The organism is Halobellus inordinatus (assembly GCF_024464655.1).
In the GTDB taxonomy this organism is placed as follows: domain Archaea; phylum Halobacteriota; class Halobacteria; order Halobacteriales; family Haloferacaceae; genus Haloquadratum; species Haloquadratum inordinatus.
The window spans coordinates 429,574-449,818 of record NZ_JANHAV010000002.1 but is presented as its reverse complement, the minus strand read 5'-3'; the positions used below and the strand labels follow the sequence as shown (position 1 = coordinate 449,818).

Annotated in this window: 17 protein-coding genes; 10 read left to right on the top strand and 7 right to left on the bottom strand. The window is 68.9% G+C overall.

The genetic code is table 11. The features are described from left to right. Window positions 1-53 precede the first annotated feature (53 nt). The 3 genes from NO347_RS06615 to engB all read left to right on the top strand — a co-directional run bounded on the left by NO347_RS06615 (window position 54) and on the right by engB (window position 1,883). Window positions 54-587 (top strand): DUF5809 family protein, encoded by a 534-nt coding sequence (locus tag NO347_RS06615; protein ID WP_256288837.1) that lies wholly within the window; start codon window positions 54-56, stop codon window positions 585-587. A gap of 36 nt (window positions 588-623) precedes the next feature. Further along, window positions 624-1,187 (top strand): NUDIX hydrolase, encoded by a 564-nt coding sequence (locus NO347_RS06610; protein WP_256288836.1) that lies wholly within the window; start codon window positions 624-626, stop codon window positions 1,185-1,187. A gap of 75 nt (window positions 1,188-1,262) precedes the next feature. Continuing rightward, on the top strand, window positions 1,263-1,883 hold the full coding sequence (engB, locus tag NO347_RS06605) for a GTP-binding protein EngB (RefSeq protein WP_256288835.1): 621 nt from the start codon (window positions 1,263-1,265) through the stop codon (window positions 1,881-1,883). 274 nt (window positions 1,884-2,157) lie between these two features. Here the strand turns inward: engB and NO347_RS06600 are convergent, their stop codons facing one another. Continuing rightward, window positions 2,158-3,483: an eIF2B alpha/beta/delta subunit family protein gene (locus tag NO347_RS06600; RefSeq protein ID WP_256288834.1), complete on the bottom strand. Its 1,326-nt coding sequence runs from the start codon at window positions 3,481-3,483 to the stop codon at window positions 2,158-2,160. 162 nt (window positions 3,484-3,645) lie between these two features. Here NO347_RS06600 and NO347_RS06595 point away from each other — a divergent pair, with 162 nt between their 5' ends. Then, window positions 3,646-4,401, top strand: a complete 756-nt coding sequence (locus NO347_RS06595) for a coenzyme F420-0:L-glutamate ligase (RefSeq protein WP_256288833.1) — start codon at window positions 3,646-3,648, stop codon at window positions 4,399-4,401. Next, a complete protein-coding gene (locus tag NO347_RS06590) occupies window positions 4,391-5,437 on the top strand; it encodes a 5,10-methylenetetrahydromethanopterin reductase (protein WP_256288832.1) in 1,047 nt (348 codons plus the stop codon). The genes NO347_RS06595 and NO347_RS06590 overlap by 11 nt, the downstream gene beginning before the upstream one ends. A gap of 44 nt (window positions 5,438-5,481) precedes the next feature. Here the strand turns inward: NO347_RS06590 and NO347_RS06585 are convergent, their stop codons facing one another. After that, window positions 5,482-5,727, bottom strand: a complete 246-nt coding sequence (locus tag NO347_RS06585; protein ID WP_256288831.1) for a DUF8024 family protein — start codon at window positions 5,725-5,727, stop codon at window positions 5,482-5,484. A gap of 91 nt (window positions 5,728-5,818) precedes the next feature. Here NO347_RS06585 and NO347_RS06580 point away from each other — a divergent pair, with 91 nt between their 5' ends. Continuing rightward, on the top strand, window positions 5,819-6,130 hold the full coding sequence (locus NO347_RS06580; protein WP_256288830.1) for a DUF7573 domain-containing protein: 312 nt from the start codon (window positions 5,819-5,821) through the stop codon (window positions 6,128-6,130). Between the two features lie 47 nt (window positions 6,131-6,177). On the opposite strand, the gene NO347_RS06575 is transcribed toward NO347_RS06580, so the two are convergent. The 5 genes from NO347_RS06575 to NO347_RS06555 form a co-directional block, all read right to left on the bottom strand. Continuing rightward, window positions 6,178-7,380: an MFS transporter gene (locus NO347_RS06575; protein WP_256288829.1), complete on the bottom strand. Its 1,203-nt coding sequence runs from the start codon at window positions 7,378-7,380 to the stop codon at window positions 6,178-6,180. A 334-nt stretch (window positions 7,381-7,714) separates the two neighbouring features. Beyond that, complete coding sequence (gene mutL, locus NO347_RS06570; protein WP_256288828.1) at window positions 7,715-9,421, bottom strand: DNA mismatch repair endonuclease MutL; 1,707 nt, start codon at window positions 9,419-9,421, stop codon at window positions 7,715-7,717. After that, on the bottom strand, window positions 9,414-12,248 hold the full coding sequence (gene mutS, locus NO347_RS06565; protein WP_256288913.1) for a DNA mismatch repair protein MutS: 2,835 nt from the start codon (window positions 12,246-12,248) through the stop codon (window positions 9,414-9,416). The genes mutL and mutS overlap by 8 nt, the downstream gene beginning before the upstream one ends. A 211-nt stretch (window positions 12,249-12,459) precedes the next feature. Beyond that, on the bottom strand, window positions 12,460-13,167 hold the full coding sequence (locus tag NO347_RS06560) for a TVP38/TMEM64 family protein (protein ID WP_256288827.1): 708 nt from the start codon (window positions 13,165-13,167) through the stop codon (window positions 12,460-12,462). Window positions 13,168-13,221: 54 nt separating this feature from the next. Next, the gene (locus NO347_RS06555; protein ID WP_256288826.1) at window positions 13,222-14,562 is read right to left on the bottom strand and encodes a cyclic 2,3-diphosphoglycerate synthase; all 1,341 of its coding nucleotides are present in this window, start codon (window positions 14,560-14,562) and stop codon (window positions 13,222-13,224) included. Between the two features lie 89 nt (window positions 14,563-14,651). Between NO347_RS06555 and arcC the strand changes: the two genes are divergently transcribed. The 4 genes from arcC (at window position 14,652) to NO347_RS06535 (ending at window position 20,121) form a co-directional block, all read left to right on the top strand. Further along, the gene (arcC, locus tag NO347_RS06550) at window positions 14,652-15,617 is read left to right on the top strand and encodes a carbamate kinase (protein WP_256288825.1); all 966 of its coding nucleotides are present in this window, start codon (window positions 14,652-14,654) and stop codon (window positions 15,615-15,617) included. 127 nt (window positions 15,618-15,744) lie between these two features. After that, window positions 15,745-16,719 carry an AAA family ATPase gene (locus NO347_RS06545; protein WP_256288821.1) on the top strand — a complete coding sequence of 325 codons (975 nt, stop codon included), beginning with the start codon at window positions 15,745-15,747 and terminating at the stop codon, window positions 16,717-16,719. A 1-nt stretch (window position 16,720) separates the two neighbouring features. Continuing rightward, window positions 16,721-17,854, top strand: a complete 1,134-nt coding sequence (locus NO347_RS06540; protein WP_256288820.1) for a DUF58 domain-containing protein — start codon at window positions 16,721-16,723, stop codon at window positions 17,852-17,854. Further along, the gene (locus NO347_RS06535; RefSeq protein WP_256288819.1) at window positions 17,851-20,121 is read left to right on the top strand and encodes a transglutaminase TgpA family protein; all 2,271 of its coding nucleotides are present in this window, start codon (window positions 17,851-17,853) and stop codon (window positions 20,119-20,121) included. The genes NO347_RS06540 and NO347_RS06535 overlap by 4 nt, the downstream gene beginning before the upstream one ends. Window positions 20,122-20,245: the final 124 nt, after the last annotated feature.

Genomic DNA, 20,245 nt, shown 5'->3' with positions numbered 1-20,245 from the left:
AATCTCTATGACGAGACCGAAAACGTTTGTTCGCGAGTGGCCGACGGACGCGTATGGAGACCGAGGGAACCCTCTCGCCGGAGTCGCTGGCGACGGCGCGTGCGGCGTTCGAGTCGGCCGGCCCGACCGCGAAGCAGGTCGTTCGGGAGGCGGCCAAGGCGATGGCGTTCGATCGCGAGGAGTACCGCGAGCGCGTGACGGGCGAGGTCGTCGAACGGGCGCGAAACGTCCTATTCGCCGATCAGCTAGCTGTCACCGTCGGGTCACGCGCGGAGTTCGACGCGTGGGTCGACGAGCATCCCGACTACGAAGTGATCACGCTCGGCAGCGACGACGTCGACCGCGTCGCCTGGCACGCCGCGCCGTTCGCCGAGACGGCCGTCGCGGCGACGTTCCAGAACGAGCGCGAGGCTGCGGTCGGGACGCTCCGCAAACAGGCGTTCAGTCGGCTGTACCGGCCGGAGTTCGAGGTCGACAGCGACGGCGCATCGGCAGACGACGATAGTCAGACCAGCGACACGGACAGCGAGACGAGAGACAGTGGCAACGAAGCAGATAGCAGTACCGAGACGAACGGCCCCGAGTAACCACGATTAAGCCGCGTCCCGCCGGACTGTCGGGTGATGACTGACGACGGACGCAGACACGAACCGTTACCGGATCCCGAGTGGCCCGTCCGCGAGTCCGAAACCGAGTACGAGACGGGCTGGTACACCGGCGGCTACGACCTCGTCGAACAGCCGAACGGGACGACGAAGCAGTACTACTGGGCCGAACTCGCCACGGCCGTCGTCGTCGTCGCCGTCGAGGACGACTCGGTGGTGTTCGTCGAACAGTACCGGCCGACGATCCGAGAGACGCAGTTGGAACTGCCCGCGGGGATCGTCGAGGCGGGCGAGTCGTTCACGACCGCCGCGGCACGCGAACTCCGCGAGGAGACGGGCTTCGAGGCCGGAAGCACGGCGCTCCTGCAGGACTTCTGGTGTTCGACGGGTGTGTTGCGGCACCGCCGCGGCTTCGTCTTCGCGACCGATCTCACGCCGGTCGAGCGCGACCTGGACGACAACGAGTTCCTCTCGGTTCACTCGGTGCCGGTCGAGGAAGCCATCGACGTCGCCCGTGCCGAACCGACGAACGACGCGACGCTGGAAGGCGTGCTGCTGGCTCGCGAGGAAGGACTGCTGTAGCGCCGCGTCCAGGTGGCGAATCCGGTTCGGGGTGTGAGCGTCAGCGTTAACCGCGGCGACGGCCTCCGCTCGCGTATGTTCGAAGATCGCCCGGACCGCGAGGAGGTCGTGCTCGTCGGCCGGTCGAACGTCGGGAAGTCGACGCTGATGCGGGAGTTGACCGGGCACTCGAAGATCACGACCGGACAGAAGCCCGGCGTGACGCGGTCGCCGAATCACTTCGATTGGGTCTCGGAGAACTTTATGTTCACCGACCTGCCCGGATTCGGCTTTATGTCCGGCGTCGACGAGGAGCGGCGCGAGCAGATCAAAACCGACGTCGTCCAGTACATCGAGTCCAACGCCGACGACATTCTCGCGGCCGTGCTCGTCGTCGACGGCAAGAGCGTCATCGACATCATCGATCGGCACTCCGGTCCCGACGAGATTCCCCACGACGTCGAACTGTTCCACTTCCTGTGGGAACTCGACGTACCGACGGTCGTCGCCGTCAACAAGATGGACAAGGTCGGCGACCGCGACGAGCGGCTGGACGCGCTCTGTGACCGACTCGGCCTGCACCCGCCGTGGAAACAGTGGCGCGAGACGATCGCCCCGATCAGCGCGAAGCGTGGGGACGTCGACGCGCTGAACGAGGCGCTCCGGACGCAGTTCCACGAGCAGAAGCGCGACGATCTGCTGAAGTTCGTCAGCTAGCGGCGTTGCTACTCGGGTGCGTGTCTCGGAAACGGTGGCTCAGTAAAGAGGCGTCATCACAAGGGGCTGAGTGGGGGTAACCCTCGTCATCGCCACCAGTAGACGATCGGCGCGCGCGAGTGAAGAACCTCTCGCTTCTCGTACTTCTGTCCGACCGTCGCGCTTGTTCCTCGCCGCGCTCGCTGCGCCCCCCATAGTGATTACTCTCACTGTGTACCGCCGAGCGCCACTCCCGGTGGCGATGGTCGGCGGTAAGAGACGAGAGTAATCATTATCAGTCCGTGCGCTCCGCGTCCCACGCCGCGTTCGCCGCGTGGGCTTCGGCCACCGCCTGTACGTCGCGCCCGCCGAGCAGCCCCGCCTCGGTGGCGACGCCGTCGACGAGCGTTCCGGGGACAATCTCGAACGTCGGCGCGTGGACGTCGACGTCGGCGTCGCCGTCGTAGACGGCGCTTGCGGGCGAGGTCGCTGCGGGGGCGCGCTCGGCATCGCCGTGCTCACCACCGGTCGCGGCCGACTCATCGATCGCGGCCGGCTGGGTCTTATCCCGCGCGGCCACGACGTAGACGGGAACGCCCACGTCGCGCGCGGCGAGCGCGAGCACGCGGGTCCCCGTCTTGTTCACCACGTCCCCGTTCGGGAACACCGCGTCGGCGCCGACGAGGACGGCGTCGACCTCGCGGTCGTCGAGCGCCGTCGGGAGCGCGGCCTCCGTCGTCAGCGTCACCCAGGCGTCCGTCTCGGCGGCGGTCCACTCCGCGACGCCGACGCCCTCGCATTCGGGGCGCGATTCCGCCACGACGACCGTCGAGGGGTTCAGGGCCGCGAGTGCCTCGCGGACGGTCCCGGAGCGCGAGAGCGTCGCCACCGCCGTCGCATCGGCGTCGCGAAGGCGGGTCGCGGCCGTCGTCGCCGCGCCGGAGTCAGCCTCGAACGCGTCGTGGATCGCGTCGATCGCGCGCTCTGCGACCGCGTGGGGGTCGGGCGCCGTGCCGTCGTCTGTGGCCTGCCACACCTCGGCGACGACGCGATTCACGCGGTTCGGGACGGCAGCCATCTCCGGTCGCGCGTCGCCGAGACTGCGCGCGACCTCCGCGACCGTCGCCCAGTCGTCGGCCTCGATGGCCGCATCGCGGAGCACTTCGAGCGCGCGTGCGGCGATCCACGCCGAGCCGTGAGTCCGATCGTCTCGCACGTCCGCGACCGTGGGGGCGACTCGCAGCCAGGTCTCCCAGAGGCGCGGGACCGTCGCTCTGTCTCTGATCGCGGTCGGGTCGACCCACTCGACGGCGGCGAGTTCCTCGTTGGTCGTGAGTTCGCGCGTCCCGGTCTCGAACAGGAACGGGTGGACGGTGAACGAGCCCTGCTCGTCGTCGACCGCGAGTGCGTCGCCGGCGCGGACGAATGCGAGGTCGGTGTCCGTCAGGCCGACCTCCTCGCGGAGTTCCCGATACGCGTCGCGCTCGGCGTCGGCCGGGTCGCCCTCGACGTACCCCGAGACGCCGGCCCAGCGGCCCCGGTAGGTCCCGACAGCGTCGCTGCGGCGAGTGAGCAGGATCTGCCCGCGGTTTCTGAGGAAGCTAGTGACTACGTGTGCCATTGCCAGTAGTTCGCACGCCGGGCGAAACGTCTTTTCGGTGGGTCACCGAGATACCGTCGGTCGTCCAACTCACACGCGTCGCAAAACTGTGGTATTCGGCCGTATACCGGAGACGCTAGCCATCACCTGTTCGCTTTTTACCGCCGCGCACGCTCACTCTGTATGGAACTGTTCGCTGTCCCCGATCTGCCAGAGGTACGGGCAGGCGACGACGTCGCAGCGCTGATCCGCGAGCGCGTCGATCTCCGCCCCGACGACGTCGTCTGCGTCGCCTCGACTATCGTCTCGAAGGCGGAGGGGCGTAGCGCCGATCTGTCTGACTTCCCGGCCGGACCGCGGGCCCGCGAGATCGCAGACTCGCTCGCCGAGCACACGGGCGAGGAGAAGGACCCGCGCTTCGCACAGGCCGTCCTCGAAGAGAGCGTCGAGATTCTGATGGACGCGCCGTTCCTCCTGACGGAGACGCGGTTCGGCCACGTCGGCGTCAACGCCGGTATCGACCGCTCGAACGTCCCCGACGGCGACCTGCTGTTGCTCCCGGAGCGCCCCACAGAGAGTGCAAAACGGATCCGGGAGGGCCTTCCCGCCGATCGCGTGGTGGTCACCGACACCTGCGGGAGACCGTTCCGGCACGGCCAGCGCGGCGTCGCCATCGGCTGGGCCGGACTCTCGGCGTCCCGTGACTGGCGCGGCGAGACCGACCGCGACGGGCGCGAACTCGGCGTCACCGTCGAAAACGTCGTCGACGAACTCGCCGCCGCCGCGAACCTCGTGGCCGGCGAGGGCGACGACGGCACCCCCGCGGTCGTCGTCCGCGACTTCGAGTGGGGCGACCACGGCGGCAGCGACGCGCACTTCCGGGAGATCGAGACCGACTTCGTTCGCCAGGCGGTCCGGGGGTGGTCGTATGCACAGTGACGACGCGACCGGTGCCGGAAGCGAGCCTCACGACGAGAGCGGAGCAGACGACGGACCCACGCTCGGCATCGAACTGGTGCCCGACGACCGGATTTCGGCGGTCGTCGACGAGGGCGTCACCGCCGAATCCGTCGGCTACGACGTCGCGTTCGTGACGTGTCACTACAACAATCGCGACCCCTTCGCGACCCTGACGCGACTCGCGAGCGAGACCGAGACGATGCGGATCGGTCCGGGCATCGCGAACCCCTACGAACTGCATCCCGTGACGCTCGCCTCGAAGACTGCCACCGTCGCGGAACTGTCGGACGGCCGGGCGGCGTTCGGGATCGGCCCGGGCGACCCCTCGACGCTCCGGAACCTCGGCCTCGAGGACGAGCGCGGCCTGCGGTCGGTGCTGGAGGCGTTCAAAGTCGCACAGGACCTCTGGGCGGGCGAGCGCGTCACCCACGACGGCACGTTCGAGGCGCACGACGCCGGCCTCAACTTCGAGGTGCCCGGCGAGATCCCCGTCTACGTCGGCGGCGAGGGACCGCATATGTGCCGGATGGCGGGCAAACACGCCGACGGACTGCTGTACAACGGCTCACACCCGGACGATCTCGCGTGGGCGCGCGACCGGGTCGAAGAGGGCAGCGAAGACCGCCCCGACCACCGCGGCGACTTCGAGTTGCTGGCGTACGCCAGCGTCAGCGTCGACGACGACGCCGAGGCGGCACGCGAGGCGGCCCGGCCACCGGTCGCGTTCATCGTCGCCGGAGCGGCTCCACCGGTGCTCGACAGACACGGCATCGACGCGTCGCTGGCCGAAGAGATCGGCGAGCAGATCAGTGCGGGCGCGTTCGGCGAGGCCTTCGAGCGCGTCACGCCGGCGATGATCGACGCGTTCTCGATCGCCGGCACACCCGCGGACGCCGTCCAGCGAATGAGCGCACTCCTCGATCACGCGGACGGTATCGTCGTGGGATCGCCGCTCGGGCCCGATCCCGAGACGGCGATCGAACTCGCAGCCGACGCGTTCGAGCAGGCGCAGTAGCTCGGCGGCGGTCTTCGTACAGCGGAAGAAAAGCGCGGTGCGGCTTATTGGACCGGCCGGTTGGGCGACGATTCGCGGGCGCTCGATCCCAGGCCGGTGAGCTGGTTCACGAGCGCACCGAGCGTGAGGTAGGTGAAGTACAGCACCGCTGCGGTCGTCAGCCCGCCGCCGAACAGGAACAGCACCGCGGTGAGCGGATCGACGCCGAGGAACACCTCGAAGAGGAACGTCCTGACGAGAGTGACGATGCTCGTGACCAACTGCACGATGAAGTCGATGACCGAGACCATAGCCGGGGGTTCGTCCTCATCGTATATGTGTGTGCGGAACTCCGCGTGGCGAGTCGCCACCGCTAAGCCGACGCCGCCACTGGAGACTCGTATGGAGCGGGACCGGTCCCTCGAGGAATTCGTCGGCGACGCCGCAGAGGAATCGGGAGCGGGCGAGCCCGAGACGGAGTCAGAAAACGGCGGCGCCGAGACGGAATCAGGCGACGGCGAGGGCGAGGTCGACACCGGAACTCGCAGCGGCGACGCCGACGACGGCAAAGCCCCCATTGACGACGTCGAGGCGGCGACGGCCACGTACCGCTGGGACCCAGACGGCGTCGAGTGCCCTGCCTGTGGCAACGTCGCCGACCGGCTCTGGTCGCAGGACGGCCGACACGTCTGTGTGGACTGCAAAGACTGGTGAGCCGACAGCCGCAGGCTGATCCTGCATCGCTCCCGGCCGGTCACTGCCTACGATTCTGAGACGCGGAGAGTGAGGAGGATCACGACCGCGAGAACGACGGCGACGATCCAGTACCCCTCGTCGAAGTAGCCGCGGTCGGCGATTGCGCCGAACAGGACCGGACCGGCAGCCCCGAGCGTCGCGGTCGTGGTACGGACCACACCCAGGCCGGTCCCGCGGATCTCTTCTGAGAACGCATCCGAGAAGTACGACTGCGTGATCGCGCCGGAGCCGAGCATCGTGCTCACGAGCGCCGTGATCCCGACGAGTCCGACGAGGCTGTCGACGACCGGAAGCAGCGCAAAGCCGACGACGGGGCCCGAGAGCACGATCACGAGAGATCGACGGAGCCCGATCCGGTCGTAGGCCGCTCCGGCGACGGGCTTGACGAGGACGCCGATGGCGAAAAAGAGGCTGAAAAGAAGCGCTGCCGTCGACGAGGGTAACCCCTTCTCCTCGACGAGATACGTCGGATACAGCCCCGTGAACGCCTGCCAGACGAGGATGTAGAGAAAGAGGATGAACGCGAGAAAGACCACGTTGCTCGCGCGGATCTCGGCGAGTACGTGCCGCGCCGTGTCGGCGGAGAGTTCGTCGATACCGCTCTCGGAGTCAGTCTGTCGCGGCAGCAACACCCAGAGTGCGATCGCCGCGGCGGCGAGCAGTGGGATCATAAACGCGAGCCCCGCCTGCCAGACGACGGCGACGGCCAGCGCCCCCGCGACCGGCGGGAGGACGGTCTGTCCGAGGTCTCCTGTCGCCATCGTCACGCCGAGCGCGCTCCCGATTCGATCGGGGTAGATGGTCGCGAGGATCGTGATCCGCGCGATCGGGTACAGCGACTGGCCCAGGCCGACGAACGCGGTCGCCGCGAACAGCGCCAGCGCCGTGGGTGCGGCGACGACCGCCGCGACGGCGACGGCGACGACAGCGGCACCGGCCGTCATCACGAGGCGTTCGCTGTATCGGTCGGCCAAGATTCCACCCGGAAGCTGTCCGATCGCCGACCCGAGCCAGAGGATCGTCACGAGCAACCCCGCGACCGAGAGACTGAGGCCGAAGGTCTCGCGGAAGTACGGGAGAAGAACCGGGTAGATCATCCGCGTGCCCAAGAGGAGGCCCCAACCGCCGGCGATGACGGCCAGCGAACGGCCCTCGCCGTCGCCCCAGAGCGCCCTGGCTTCCCGACCGATCGAGCCGAGAATCGTCATCGACGTATCGGCTCCCGACGAGGCTGTTCAGGGTGATCGGTGGGACGGACGTGCACTGCCGAAGCCTCGTGATGGCGGTTGTAAAGAATTTCGACATTCCGCACTATAGTAGCGTTTGCAAGTCTTCACGCGCCTAATCGCACGCAGTCGTGCGATTGTCTGTGTAATCATAGGGGTTATCGTAACTGTTCGGAGATTCTCGCCGTACCGTCCGGCGAGAAACCTATGCGGACTTACGATAGTCCCTATCAGCTGCAAACGCTACTATAGCGCCGCCGAACCAACGACGCGACTAATCCGGCGATGCGGCTGCCCCGGCGACGGTCGCGGTATCTCAATCCATCCGGGTGCCGCGTCGTCCGAATCCCCGAACGAGCGCGTCCTCCCCGATCGTGAGCACCGTCGGGCGGCCGTGCGGGCAGGCGTAGGGGTTCTCACAGGAACCGAGCCGATCGACGAGCGCCGTCGCCTCCGCGTCGCTCAGTTCGTCGCCGGCCTTCAGCGAGGGGTGGCACGCGAGGTCTTTCAGCAGCGCGTCGCGGCCGTCTTCAGGTGTCTCGCCGTGCCGAAGCGCGTCGACTGCGTCGCGGACGCTCTCGGGGGCGGCCGCTCGGCCCATCGGTGCCGGTACCGAACGGACGCGAACCGTCGTCTCGCCGAAGCAGTCGAGGTCGTATCCGAGTTTGGACAACTCATCACGGTGTGACTCGACGGCCGCGTACTGTCCCGGCGTCAGTGAGACGCTCTCGGGCGGTTCGACCGGGGCGGTCGGGGTCTCACCCGAGACCGCGGCCCGGAGACGCTCGTAGTTCACCCGCTCGTGGGCCGCGTGCTGGTCGACGACGAGCAGTTCGTCCTCGAACGCACAGAGGAGATAGAGATCGCGGAACTGTCCGAGCACGCGCACGTCCTCGAAGGCCGATTCAGTGTCCGACAGCGGTTCCAGCGTGTCGTCGAGAGCCATCGAGAGGTCTGCCGCGCGCCGCTGATCGGCGGTCGAGAGCGCGTCACGGACGGCGCCCGCGACTGCGTCCGCGACCTCGTCGGACGACCGGAGACGGACCCGCCGCTTGCGCGGGTGGACGTTGTGGTCCGCCCACGACGTCGGTAGCGACAGCGACACGACCGCGATGGGTGCGCGGCCGTCGGCGAGCAGATCCCCGTAGCCATCGACGACGGCGCGCTGCAACTGCGCGTTGCGGACGGGGCGGCCGTCGACAGCGACGTACACGTGATCGCGGCGCGCGCGGCTGATCGACGGCTGGACGAGCGCACCGTCGATCGTGAGTCCCACGCCTTCGTCTTCTGGGCCGGAACCGACGCGCCGCACGGCATCGAACGCCGTCGCTCGCGAGGCGACCTGGCGGTCGTACACGCCCAGTAGCGCGTCGGCGAACTCGCCGGTCCCGGGCGTCGAGAACACCTCCGAGCCGTCGTGTCCGAGCGTGATCGCGACGTCCGGACGGACGAGCGCGTACCGGGAGACCGCGTCGCTGATGCGGGCGAACTCCGTCTGAGAGGCCGCGAGCGACTCGCGGCGCGCGGGCGTCTCCGCGAACAGTTCGCGGACGGTGACTGTCGTTCCCCGGCCGCGCCCGGCGGGTTCGACGCGGTCCGGGCCGGGACCGCCCGACGCGACGACGCGCGTTCCGCGCGGCCCGCCGTCGTTCGTCACGACTTCGAGTTCGGCGACCGTGGCGATACTGGCGAGCGCTTCGCCGCGGAAGCCGAGCGTCTCGACCGCCGAGAGCGACTCCCCGGAGGCGAGTTTGCTCGTCGTGTGCCGCTCGACCGCGAGCTCGGCGTCCCGGCGGCTCATTCCACCGCCGTCGTCGCGGACGCGGATCCGCGCTGTCCCATCGCCGTCGACCGCGACGTCGATCCGCGAGGCTCCGGCGTCGAGCGCGTTTTCGAGCAGTTCGACGACGACGTCCGCCGGGCGGGTGATCACCTCGCCGGCCGCGACGCTCGCGACCGTCGCGTCGTCCAGTCGACGGACCGAGTCGGGGTCGCCGCGCGGCTCCGGGCGCTCCTCACTCATCTAGTTGCCGTCGTAGGGCTTCCAGCGTGTTGAGCGCTTCGAGCGGGGTGGTTCGGGCGACGTCGAGATCCCGGAGTTCGTCGAGGACGGCGCGCTCGGCGTCTGTCGGCGCGGCGTCCGTCGGCACGGCGTCGTGCGAGTCGTCCGGTCGGCCGGGGGCATCCGGTCGATCGGGGTCGTCCGTCGCGTCGAGGCCGTCGACGTACGCCGCGAGCGTGTCGTTTCGGTCGGCTGCAGGAGCGTCGAATTCGCCGTTCGTCGCCCGTGTCGGCGGGTGTGACGCATCCTCCGCGGGCGACGCATCCTCGCGCGGGAGACGTGCGTGCGCCGGCTCCGAATCCGTGTCGTCGCCGGCCGACGCCCGGAGGTGCTCTCTGGCGCGGGCGACGACGCGGTCCGGCACGCCGGCCAGTTTCGCCACCTCGACGCCGTACGACGACGAGGACGCGCCGCGCGCGACGCGGTGGAGAAACGTCACGTCGGGCTCAGAGGGAGACTCGCTCCCGTCGTCCGACGGGGAGTCGCCGTCCTCGCTTTTGCTCACTGTGAAGTGGAGGTTGAACGCGTCCGGCAGGTCGTCGGCGAGCGCGGTCAGATCGTGATAGTGAGTCGCAAAGAGCGTCGTCGCGCCGATCTCGTCGTGGATGAACTCCGTCGTCGCGCGGGCGATCGCGAGGCCGTCAGCGGTAGAGGTACCGCGCCCGACCTCGTCGAGGAGCACGAGCGAGTCGTCGGTGGCATCGTGGAGGATGTCGGTGAGTTCGGCCATCTCGCGCATAAACGTCGACTGCCCGCCAGCGATATCGTCGGAGGCGCCGACCCGGGTGAAGATTCGATCGAGGACGGGCAATCTCGCCGCGTCCGCCGGAACGAAACTCCCCGCCTGCGCGAGCAGCGCGATGAGTGCCGTCTGCCGCATATACGTCGACTTGCCGCTCATATTCGGGCCGGTGATGACGGCGACGCGGCCGTCCGTGAAGTTGACGCCGTTCGGGACGAACTCCGCTTGGGTCCGCTCGACGACGGGATGCCGCCCGGCCTCGATACGGAGCGTCTCCGCACCCATCTCGGGGCGGACGTAGTTCTCGCCGGCGGCGACGGCGGCGAACGACGTCAACACGTCGAGGCGGGCGAGCGCGTCCGCGAGCGCCTGAATCCGCTCGGTCTCGTCGGCGACGCGCGAGCGCACCTCGCAGAACACCTCGTACTCTAAGGAATCGGCGCGCTCGGCGGCCGAGAGAATCTCGTCCTCGCGACGCTTCAACTCCGGCGTGTAGAATCGCTCGGCGTTCTTCAGCGTCTGCCGCCGGGTGTAGTCGTCGGGGACGCGGTCGAGGTTCGGGTTCGTCACCTCGATGTAGTAGCCGTGGACCTGGTTGTAGCCGACCTCCAGGGAGTCGATGCCGGTCCGCCCGCGCTCGCGCGCTTCGAGCGAGGCGACCCACTCGCGGCCTTCCCGCTCGGTCGCGCGGATCTCGTCGAGTTCGTCGTCGAATCCCTCGCGAACGACGCCCCCCTCCGTGATCTCCTGCGGCGGGTCGGGTTCGATCGCCTGTTCGATCAGGTCGCGGACGTCGGCCAGTTCGTCGAGCGACGCCCGAAGGTCACAGAGGGCGTCCGATTCGGCGTCTTCGAGGGCGGCTCTGACGTCCGGGACGACGTCGAGGGTCGTCTGCAGCGAGCGCAGGTCGCGGGCGTTCGCACGCTCTCGGGAGACGCGAGCGGCCAGACGTTCGAGGTCGTACACCTGTTCGAGGTGGTCCCGGACCGTCTCTCTGGCCATCGGCCGGTCGAGCAGTTCCGCGACGGCGTCGTGTCGGCGCTCGATTCGCTCCCGGTCGAGCAGCGGGCGCCGCAGCCACGACTCCAGTTTGCGGCGGCCGGGCGCGCACGCGGTCCGGTCGAGCGCGTCGAGCAGCGTGTCCCCGCGCCCGGGGTGCCGCGAGTCGAACAGTTCGAGACTCCGCATCGCCGTCGCGTCGAGTCTGAGCGAGCGTCGGAGGTCGTACCGGCGGACGCGCGAGACGTACGAGAGCGCACCGTCGTCGCCCTGCGTGTACTCGGCGTAGTCGAGGAGCGCCCCCACAGCGCGCCGTTCGGTGGGTGAGTCGAGGACGGCGGTTGGTTCCGCGACGTACGCCGCGAGCGTCTCGTCGGCCCGATCGAGCGCGAACGCCTCGGGGTCGTGTTCGGTGAGCATCGTCTCGAAGCCGAGCATCGACGGCTCGACGCCCGCGTCGGGGGCGACGAGCAGTTCAGCGGGTGCGAGGCGTTCGAGTTCGTCGTCGATCCGCGCGGCGGGGGCGCTCGTCACCTGACACTCGCCCGTCGAGACGTCGAGCGTCGCGAGTGCGGCCTCGGCGTCGGTCGCGTCGGTCGACTCGCCCGCGCGTCCCCCGTCGCGCCCCCCATCTCGCCCGAGACCGACGACCGCGCCGAGATACGTCGCGCTCGCGCGGTCGAGCAGTTCGTCGTCGACGACCGTGCCCGGACTGACGACGTTCGTCACGGCGCGGTCGACCAGCCCCGAGGCCTCCTCGGCGTCTTCGACCTGATCGGCGATGGCGACCCGGTACTCGGCGTCGAGGAGTGATTCGAGATACGACGCAGCGTTGTCCATCGGGATGCCCGCCATCGGATAGGTCCCCGTCGAGTCCTCGCGCTTGGTCAGCGTCACCTCGCAGACGCGGGCGACCGTCTCGGCCGCCTCGCAGAACGCCTCGTAGAAGTCGCCGACCTGAAAGAGCACGAGCGCGTCGGGGTGCGCCTCGCAGAGTTCGAGATACTGCGAGAGCATCGGCGTGAGTTCCTCTCGACGGTCGAGCATCTTCTGTGGTGGCCCCTCCGGGCGCCGCTCGGACTCGTCGTCGGACCGCGACGGCGTGCCGGCCGCAGCCGTCTCCTCGGCGTGCTCTCCGGCCCCGTCGCTCGCGTCGGACTCCGCGCCTTCCATACCTACCGGACGGCGGTCGAAGACCAAAAGCGGACGGGAAGACGGCGCTCCCGCGACGCGTCCGGTGGCCTCGCGGACGGCACCGTCAGGAGCGGTCGTCGAAGAGGCCGACGATCCGATCGCGGTTCGCGTAGCCGAGCGCCGACAGAGCGAGGATGACGGCAGTGAGCGCGGCGGCGGCCACGAACTGATCGCCCCCGAGGAAATCGCCGACGACGTTCGCGAGGAAGAACGCTGGCGTCCGGCCGACGATCGCGAGCGCGACGAGCTGCCACAGGGGTAGTCTGGTCAGGCCGCCAGCGAAGCAGATGACGTCGTCGGGGAGTCCGGGGATGAAAAAGAGGACGAACAACCCGAGGCGGGCGTAGTCGTCGCTGATCGAATCGAAGGACGCGAGCGCGTCTTCGTGGACCATACGTTCGACGTAGGCTCGGCCGAACCGCCGGGAGAGCCAGAACGCGATCGTACTCCCAATCGTGATGCCAATCATATTGTAGAGCGTCCCCCACCACGCGCCGAAGAGGTAGCCGGCGACGACTGCGAGGATCTGCCCCGGGACCGGAGCGGCGACGACTTGCACGGCTTGCAGCACGACGAGCACGAGCGGGGCCCAGATGCCGTACTGGGAGATGAACGCGCGGAGGGCGGGCGCGTCGGTCAGAAGCGCGAGATGGGGACGGGCGAGGAGAGCGAGCGCGACGAGCACGACGATGGCGACGGCGAGGTGGAGCAGAAAGCGCCGTCGGGTTCGTTCCGAGGCGAAGATCTGCACCCCTTCGAGCCGTGTTCGCATCCGGTCTATGAATGTGTCACTCACGCGTTAGTCGTGGTGAGGACGCCTCGATACTTAGAGCCCGAGCCTCTCGGCGTGTCGATCGAGAATCGACGCCAGCGTGACGTTCTTCTCTTCGAGTTCGTAGCGAACGCGCACGATCGGCACGTCGACGTCGAGAACCCGTCCGAGGTCGTGGGGTGTTCCCGAGACGACGACCTCCGGGTCGGCGTTTCTGATCGTCGCCTCCAGATCTCGGATCTGTGCGTCGTTGTACCCCATCGCCGGGAGGACGGCGTCGAGGTGGTCGTAGGCGGCGAAGACACGTTCGAGCGATCCGACCGCCGCCGGTTTTGGGTCGATGATCTCCGCCGCGCCGTACTTGCGGGCGGCGATCAGTCCGGCCCCGTGGGAGGCGTCGCCGTGGGTAAGCGTCGGCCCGTCCTCGACGACGAGTGCGCGCTTGCCCGCGATGGCGTCCCCGTCGGCGGTGATCGTCGAGTTCGCGTGGACGATCTCGGCGTCGGGATTCGTCTCGCGAACGTTGGCTTCGACTTCCTGGATGCCCGCGACGTCGGCGGTGTTCTCCTTGTTGATGAGGACGTAGTCCGCGAGGCGGAGGTTGGTCTCGCCCGGGTGGTATCGCAGTTCTGCGCCGGGACGGTGTGGGTCGGCCACGACGACGTGGACGTCCGGGACGTAGAACGGGAGTTCGTTGTTGCCGCCGTCCCAGACGATCACGTCGGCCTCGGCTTCGGCCCGTTCGAGGATCGCCGCGTAGTCGACGCCGGCGTAGACGACGTGGCCGCGTTCGATGTGGCTCTCGTACTCCTCGCGCTCTTCGATCGTGACGTCGCTCTCGTCTAAGTCCGCGAGCGTCTCGAAGCGCTGGACGCGCTGGGCCGCGAGGTCGCCGTACGGCATCGGCTCTCGGACGACGACGGCGTCTCTCCCCCGCGCGGTCAGCAGGTCGGCGAACTTCCGGGCTGTCTGTGACTTGCCACAGCCGGTTCGCACCGCGTCGACGGCGACGACCGGGACAGCGGCTTCGAGCATCATCCGATCGGGGCCGATCAGTCGGAAGTCCGCACCGGCCGCGAGCGCTCGCGACGCCTGGTGCATCACGTGCTCGTGAGAGACGTCCGAGTACGAGAAGACGACCGTGTCGACGTCCGCTTCGTCGACGAGGCGCTCTAAGTTCGATTCGGGATAGATCGGGATTCCGTCGGGATAGCGGTCGCCAGCCAGTTCCGGTGGATAGCGTCGCTCGGGGAGTTCGTCGAGTTCGCCGACGTTCTGGGTGCTCGTCTGGGTGAACGCGACGACTTCGTGCGCCGGGTCGTCGCGGAAGACGGTGTTGAAGTCGTGGAAGTCGCGTCCGGCCGCACCCATAATGAGGACTCGCGTGGGGGCCATACGGTACACTTCGCCGGGATCGTACATAGAATCCCGGCCAGTTATCGACCGGGCGAACGCTTTCGGTCGCGGCCGGTAGAGGATGTCGTATGGCAGCCGAATCTTCCGCGAGCGACGCCCCCGTCGTCGTCGCACTGGGCGGGAACACCCTGCTCGGCGAGCACGGCCCGTGGACGCTCGACCAGCAGTTGGCGGTCGTAGAGCAGACGGCCGCGCGAATCGCGGCGGCCGTCGACGCCGGCTACGAAGTCGTGCTCACGCACGGCAACGGCCCGCAGGTCGGCAATCTGCTCCTCCAGCAGGAACACGCGAGCGAGACGCCACAGCTCCCGCTGGACGTACTCGTTGCCGAGACGCAGGCGCAGATCGGCTACCTCCTGCAGCAGGCGCTCGACAACGAGCGCGATGCACAGACGGACTCGATGACGATCGTGACGCAGGTGGTCGTCGATCGCGACGACCCCGCGTTCGCAGAGCCGGCGAAGCCCGTCGGTCCGTTTTACACGGAGGCAGAGGCGGCGGAGAAGCCCTTCGAGACGCGGCGCGTGTCCGACGGCGAGCGCCCCTTCCGGCGGGTCGTCCCGTCGCCCGACCCCGTCGAAATCGTCGAAGCCGACGAGATCGGACAACTCGTCGAGCGTGGGAACTCCGTGGTGTGTGCGGGCGGCGGCGGCGTCCCGGTCGTCCGCGGCGAGTCCGGCCTGCGCGGCGTCGAGGCCGTCGTCGATAAAGACAGCACGTCGCGGTTGCTCGCGGAGAAACTGGGCTCCGAGACGCTCGTCATCCTGACCGACGTCGCGCACGCCTACGTGAACTACGGCGAGGACGACCAGCGGCCGATTCGGCGAGTCGGAGCCGACGAACTTCGCTCGCATCTCGACTCGGGCGAGTTCGGCGCGGGGAGTATGCAGCCGAAAGTCGAAGCCTGTCTCCAGTTCGTGGAAGGCGGCGGCGAGCGAGCCATCATCACGACGCCGGAGCAGTTGACGGACGCGCTGGCGGGCGACGCCGGGACACAGGTGTACGCGGACGCCCCCGCAGAGGACGAACTATAGTGTGATAGTTAGCATCACTCTATGCCAGCAAAGTTACGTGGACCGGGAAGCAATGGACCGGTGATAGCGTGAACAGGGCGCGTGACGGTCGGGACGCGCTCGTTCAGCGCTCTCTGCCCCCCACACAATGACCGACGTAGACGCCCTTCCCGAGTCGACTCCGGACGCAGATTCGGTTACCCCGCTCGCCGTCGAGGAGGCGGCTGAACTGACCACACGTATCGTCGACAACGTCGAGCGCGTCATCGTCGGCCACCGCGACGCGATCGAACACATCCTCGTCGCGCTGTTCGCCCGCGGCAACCTCCTCTTAGAAGACGTGCCGGGCGTCGGCAAGACGATGCTGGCGCGCGCGGTGGCGACCTCGCTCGACTGCTCGTTCAAGCGCGTGCAGTTCACGCCCGATCTCCTGCCCTCCGACGTGACCGGTGTGAGCGTGTTCAACGAGAAGACGCGCGAGTTCGAGTTTCGGCCGGGACCGGTGTTCGCGAACGTCGTCCTCGGCGACGAGATCAACCGCGCGCCGCCGAAGACGCAGGCTGCGCTCCTGGAAGTGATGGCGGAACAGCAGGTGACCGTCGACGGGGAGACCTACCCCGTCCCGGACCCGTTCACCGTCATCGCGACCCAGAACGACGTCGAACCCGGACGGACCTACGAACTCCCGGTCGCCGAGATCGATCGCTTCACGAAGAAGATCCGACTCGGGTATCCCACCGAAGCCGAGGAGACCGAGTTACTCGGCCGCCTGACGGGCGAGCATCCGATCGAGTCCCTGGCGCCGGTCGCGACCGTCGAAGACGTCCGGCGCGCGCGTGAGACCGTCTCGAAGGTGACGGTCCGCGAGCCCGTGCGCGCGTACGTCTCTCGGCTGGCGGGCTACACGCGGGAACACGCTCGCCTCGGTGCGAGCCCACGCGGGGCGCTCGCGCTCGTCCGCGCGTCACAGGCCCGCGCGGTCTTCGAGGGCCGCGGCTACGTCACGCCCGACGACGTCCAGCTGGAAGCGCCGACCGTGTTGAGTCATCGCGTCCGGACGGACACGGAAGTCGACGGCGCGACGGTGGTCGAACGCGCGCTCGAAGACGTCGCCGTCGAGTAGTATGCGGCCGACACGACGCGGCTACACGGTCGGCATCGTGGTGCTCGGCGCGCTCGCGCTCGGGGCGCTCTTCGGGGCGCGCGCGCTCGACGCGGTCGTGATCCCCGGCGCACTCGCGCTCGTCGCCGCCGTCGTCCAGGTCTGGCGCGCGCCGACGCCGCAGGTCGAGCGGACGCTCCCGCCCGCCGACGTTCCGGGCGTGACCGGAACGGTCGAGGTGACGCTCGACGCTCCCTCGTCGTACCCGGCGACGGTCCGGGATCGACTCCCCCCTAGCATCGATAGCGGCGCGAGCGGAGGGGCGCAAGCGGCATCGAGCGGCGACGCCGGCAGTGCGTCGACCGCGACACACGAGGCTGTCGTCGCCGGAGCGACCGACGCGGACGTCGCCTACGAGATCACGCCACAGCGGCGCGGCGAGCACGAACTCGGCCCGGTGAGCGTCGTCGTCACCGACGTCCTGGGACTGCTCAAACGCACGACGACGGTCGACGAGCGGGACGGACTCGTCGTCTTTCCCGCCGTCGGCGTCCTCTCTGAGGGGGCGCAGGCCGACCTCCGGACGCTGACGCAGTCGCCGCGCGCGAACCGCCGCGAGGAGTTCGACGACCTGCGCGAGTACGTACGCGGCGACGCGCTCCGCGACGTCCACTGGAAGTCCTCGGCGAAGCGCGGCAATCTGATGGTTCGGGAGTTCACTGCCGAGGCGGACCCCGATCAGGTGCGCGTCGTCGCCGGCATCGAGTCCGGCGGTGGAGCCGACACAGAACGCACGGCGGCGAGCAAATCGACGACTGCTGCGGGTGAGGCGGCAGACGCAGCGGACGACGCGGCCGACATAATGGCCGAGGCGGCGGCGACCGTCTGTCTGTCGCTGCTCCGTGGCGGGGCGTCGGTGGCACTCACGACGCCGTCGGGACGTGTCGAGGCGACACCCGGAACGACCAGACCGCTGCTCGATCACCTCGCTGTCGCCGGAGCGGGCCCGGTACCGACGCGGGAGGCCGACGTCGTCGTCGTCGCAGACGAGGGTTCGGCGTCGATCAGATTCGACGGGCGTGAACACCGCTTCGAGGAGTTGACGACCGGGGCCGGAGACACAGCGGCCCCCACCGCACAGGAGGCCACCGGATGAGTTCGGGCGTCGGCCGCGACGCGCCGTCGCTTGGTGGGTCGCAGTCAGGCCGGAGCGACAGGTCCGACGGGAGCGAGACCGCAGGATTCGTAAGTGATATCGACGGCAGCCGTGCGCTCGCCGTCGTGAGCCTCCTGGCGCTGACGTGGTCGTACGCGGGCGTCCTCTGGCGCGTCACCGACGTCGTCGGCGGGAGCACCGAATTCGCCGTCGTCGTGGCCGGGGCGATCGCGTTCGCCGTCCTCGTCGGTCGCTTCGTCGGTGTGCGCGTCGCGTTCGTCGTCACCTCGCTCTTGCTCGGCCTCGGTCTGGCGGTGTATCTGCTCACGCTTCCACAGAGCCAGATCCAGTTGTTGACGCCCGAGCGCGCCCTCAGCGACACGGTCGCGCTTTTGACCGGGCTCTCGGTCCTGCGACTCGTCGGCGCAGGCGTGTGGGCGATGGCCGTCGTGCCCGGTCCCGTCTTTCTCTCGTGGTACCTCACGGTCCGGAAGCGCTACGTCTCCGCGGCGGTCGCCGGCGGCGTCGCGCTCGGATTAGTCGTTCTCACCGGCGACGCTGAGGGCGTTGCGACGCTCGTCGGCGTCGTGGGCGCGACGGGACTGCTCGCGGCGTCCACGTTCGACCGCCACGGGACCGCCGTCGGGCAGGCGGACGTGCTGACGGTCCTTCTCGCGGCGATGATCGTCGCCGCCTCGACGCTGTCGGTCGTCCCCGGCGCAGCGGGATCGCCGATCCTCCCGGACCGCGGCGCGCCGACGGTCGAAGCGAGCCTCGTCGACGCCGACGACAGCGTCGAAATCGTCGGGAGTATCCGGCTCTCGCCGTCGGTCCGGTTCACCGTCGATAGCGCGCGCGCGGAGTACTGGCAGACGGCCGCATACGACCGCTACACCGGCAGCGGGTGGGTCCGAACCGGGAACGAACGGCCGTACGACGGCCGCCTCCGGGGACCGCCGGGACCGTCCCGTCGACTCGAACAGACCGTCACGGCCGAGGATCCGATCTCGATCCTGCCGGCGGCGTGGCGACCGGTCGATCTCGACGGCCCGGTGAGGTCGAGCGCGCTCGTGACGCCACAGGGGAACGTGCGGCCGGGCGGGACGCTCCAGGCCGGCGAGACGTTCACGGTCACGAGCAGAGTCCCGAACGCGACGAGCGAGCGACTCCGGCGAGCGGGGACGGACTATCCCGACAGGGTGACCGAAGCGTACCTCCAGTTGCCCGAGAGCACGACCCAGCGGGTCCGTGAGCGGGCCGAATCCGTTGCCGGCGACGCGGAGACGCCCTACGCGAAGGCCGTCGCGATCGAGGAGCACCTCGAATCCAGCAAGGAGTACTCCCTCAGCGTCCCCGCGCCGTCGGGCGATGCGGCGGACGATTTCCTGTTCGAGATGGACGCCGGCTACTGCACCTACTACGCGACGACGATGGTCGTGATGCTGCGTTCCCAGGGCGTCCCCGCACGGTTCGTCACCGGCTACACGCCGGGAGAGAACGTCGGGAACGACAGCTACGTCGTCCGCGGGCTCAACTCCCACGCCTGGGTCGAGGTGTACTTCCCCGACGTCGGCTGGGTCCGGTTCGATCCCACGCCGTCGGGGCCGCGCGAGACGGCGGAGAACACGCGCCTCACCGAGGCACGACAGAACGAGGAGGAGAACATCGACTTGCCGGGGTCGAACGAGACGGTGACGCCGCCGCCAGGATCGGGCATCGAGAACCAGACGCCCGCCGTGTCTGGCGCCCCCGGCGGATCGACGCCGGCGGGGGTGACGGCGACGACGCCCGCGAGCGCGACGTCGGCGGCCACTGCAGACGCGACCGACACGTCGTCGACGCCGATCGGCGGCGAGATTCCGGTGCCGAACCTACCGTCGGGACGGACGCTCCTCGTCGGAGCCGTCGCGCTCGTCGGCCTCACAGCCGGCGCGCACCGAACCGGTGCCGCGGACCGGACCGTGCGGTTGCTCGCGATCCAGTACCAGCGGCGGCGCGACCCCGAAACCGACGTCGCTCGGGCGTACCGGCGTCTCGAAGGCGTGCTCGAACGCGAGTACCGCCCGCGTCGCCGGGGCGAGACGCCGCGGTCGTACCTGCAGTCGGTGCCGTTGACGGAACGGTTCGAAGATGCACGGCGCGTCGGTGAGTACTACGAGCGCGCACGCTACGGCGACGGTGTCAGTGCGGCCGAGGCCGACGAAGCGGTGTCGGCCGTCGACCGACTGGTCCGTTCGTCGACGCCGCTCCTCCGGTGGTTCCAGTGAACGTGTCGTGCGTGCTGATGTCGGCAGCGGAGCAGAGTCGCACCTCCTCGGACCTCGGTGGCTGTGCACTCGGGACGGATTCCCGATACTGTTTAATATCCCCATCCTGTAGGTTCGATTTGTA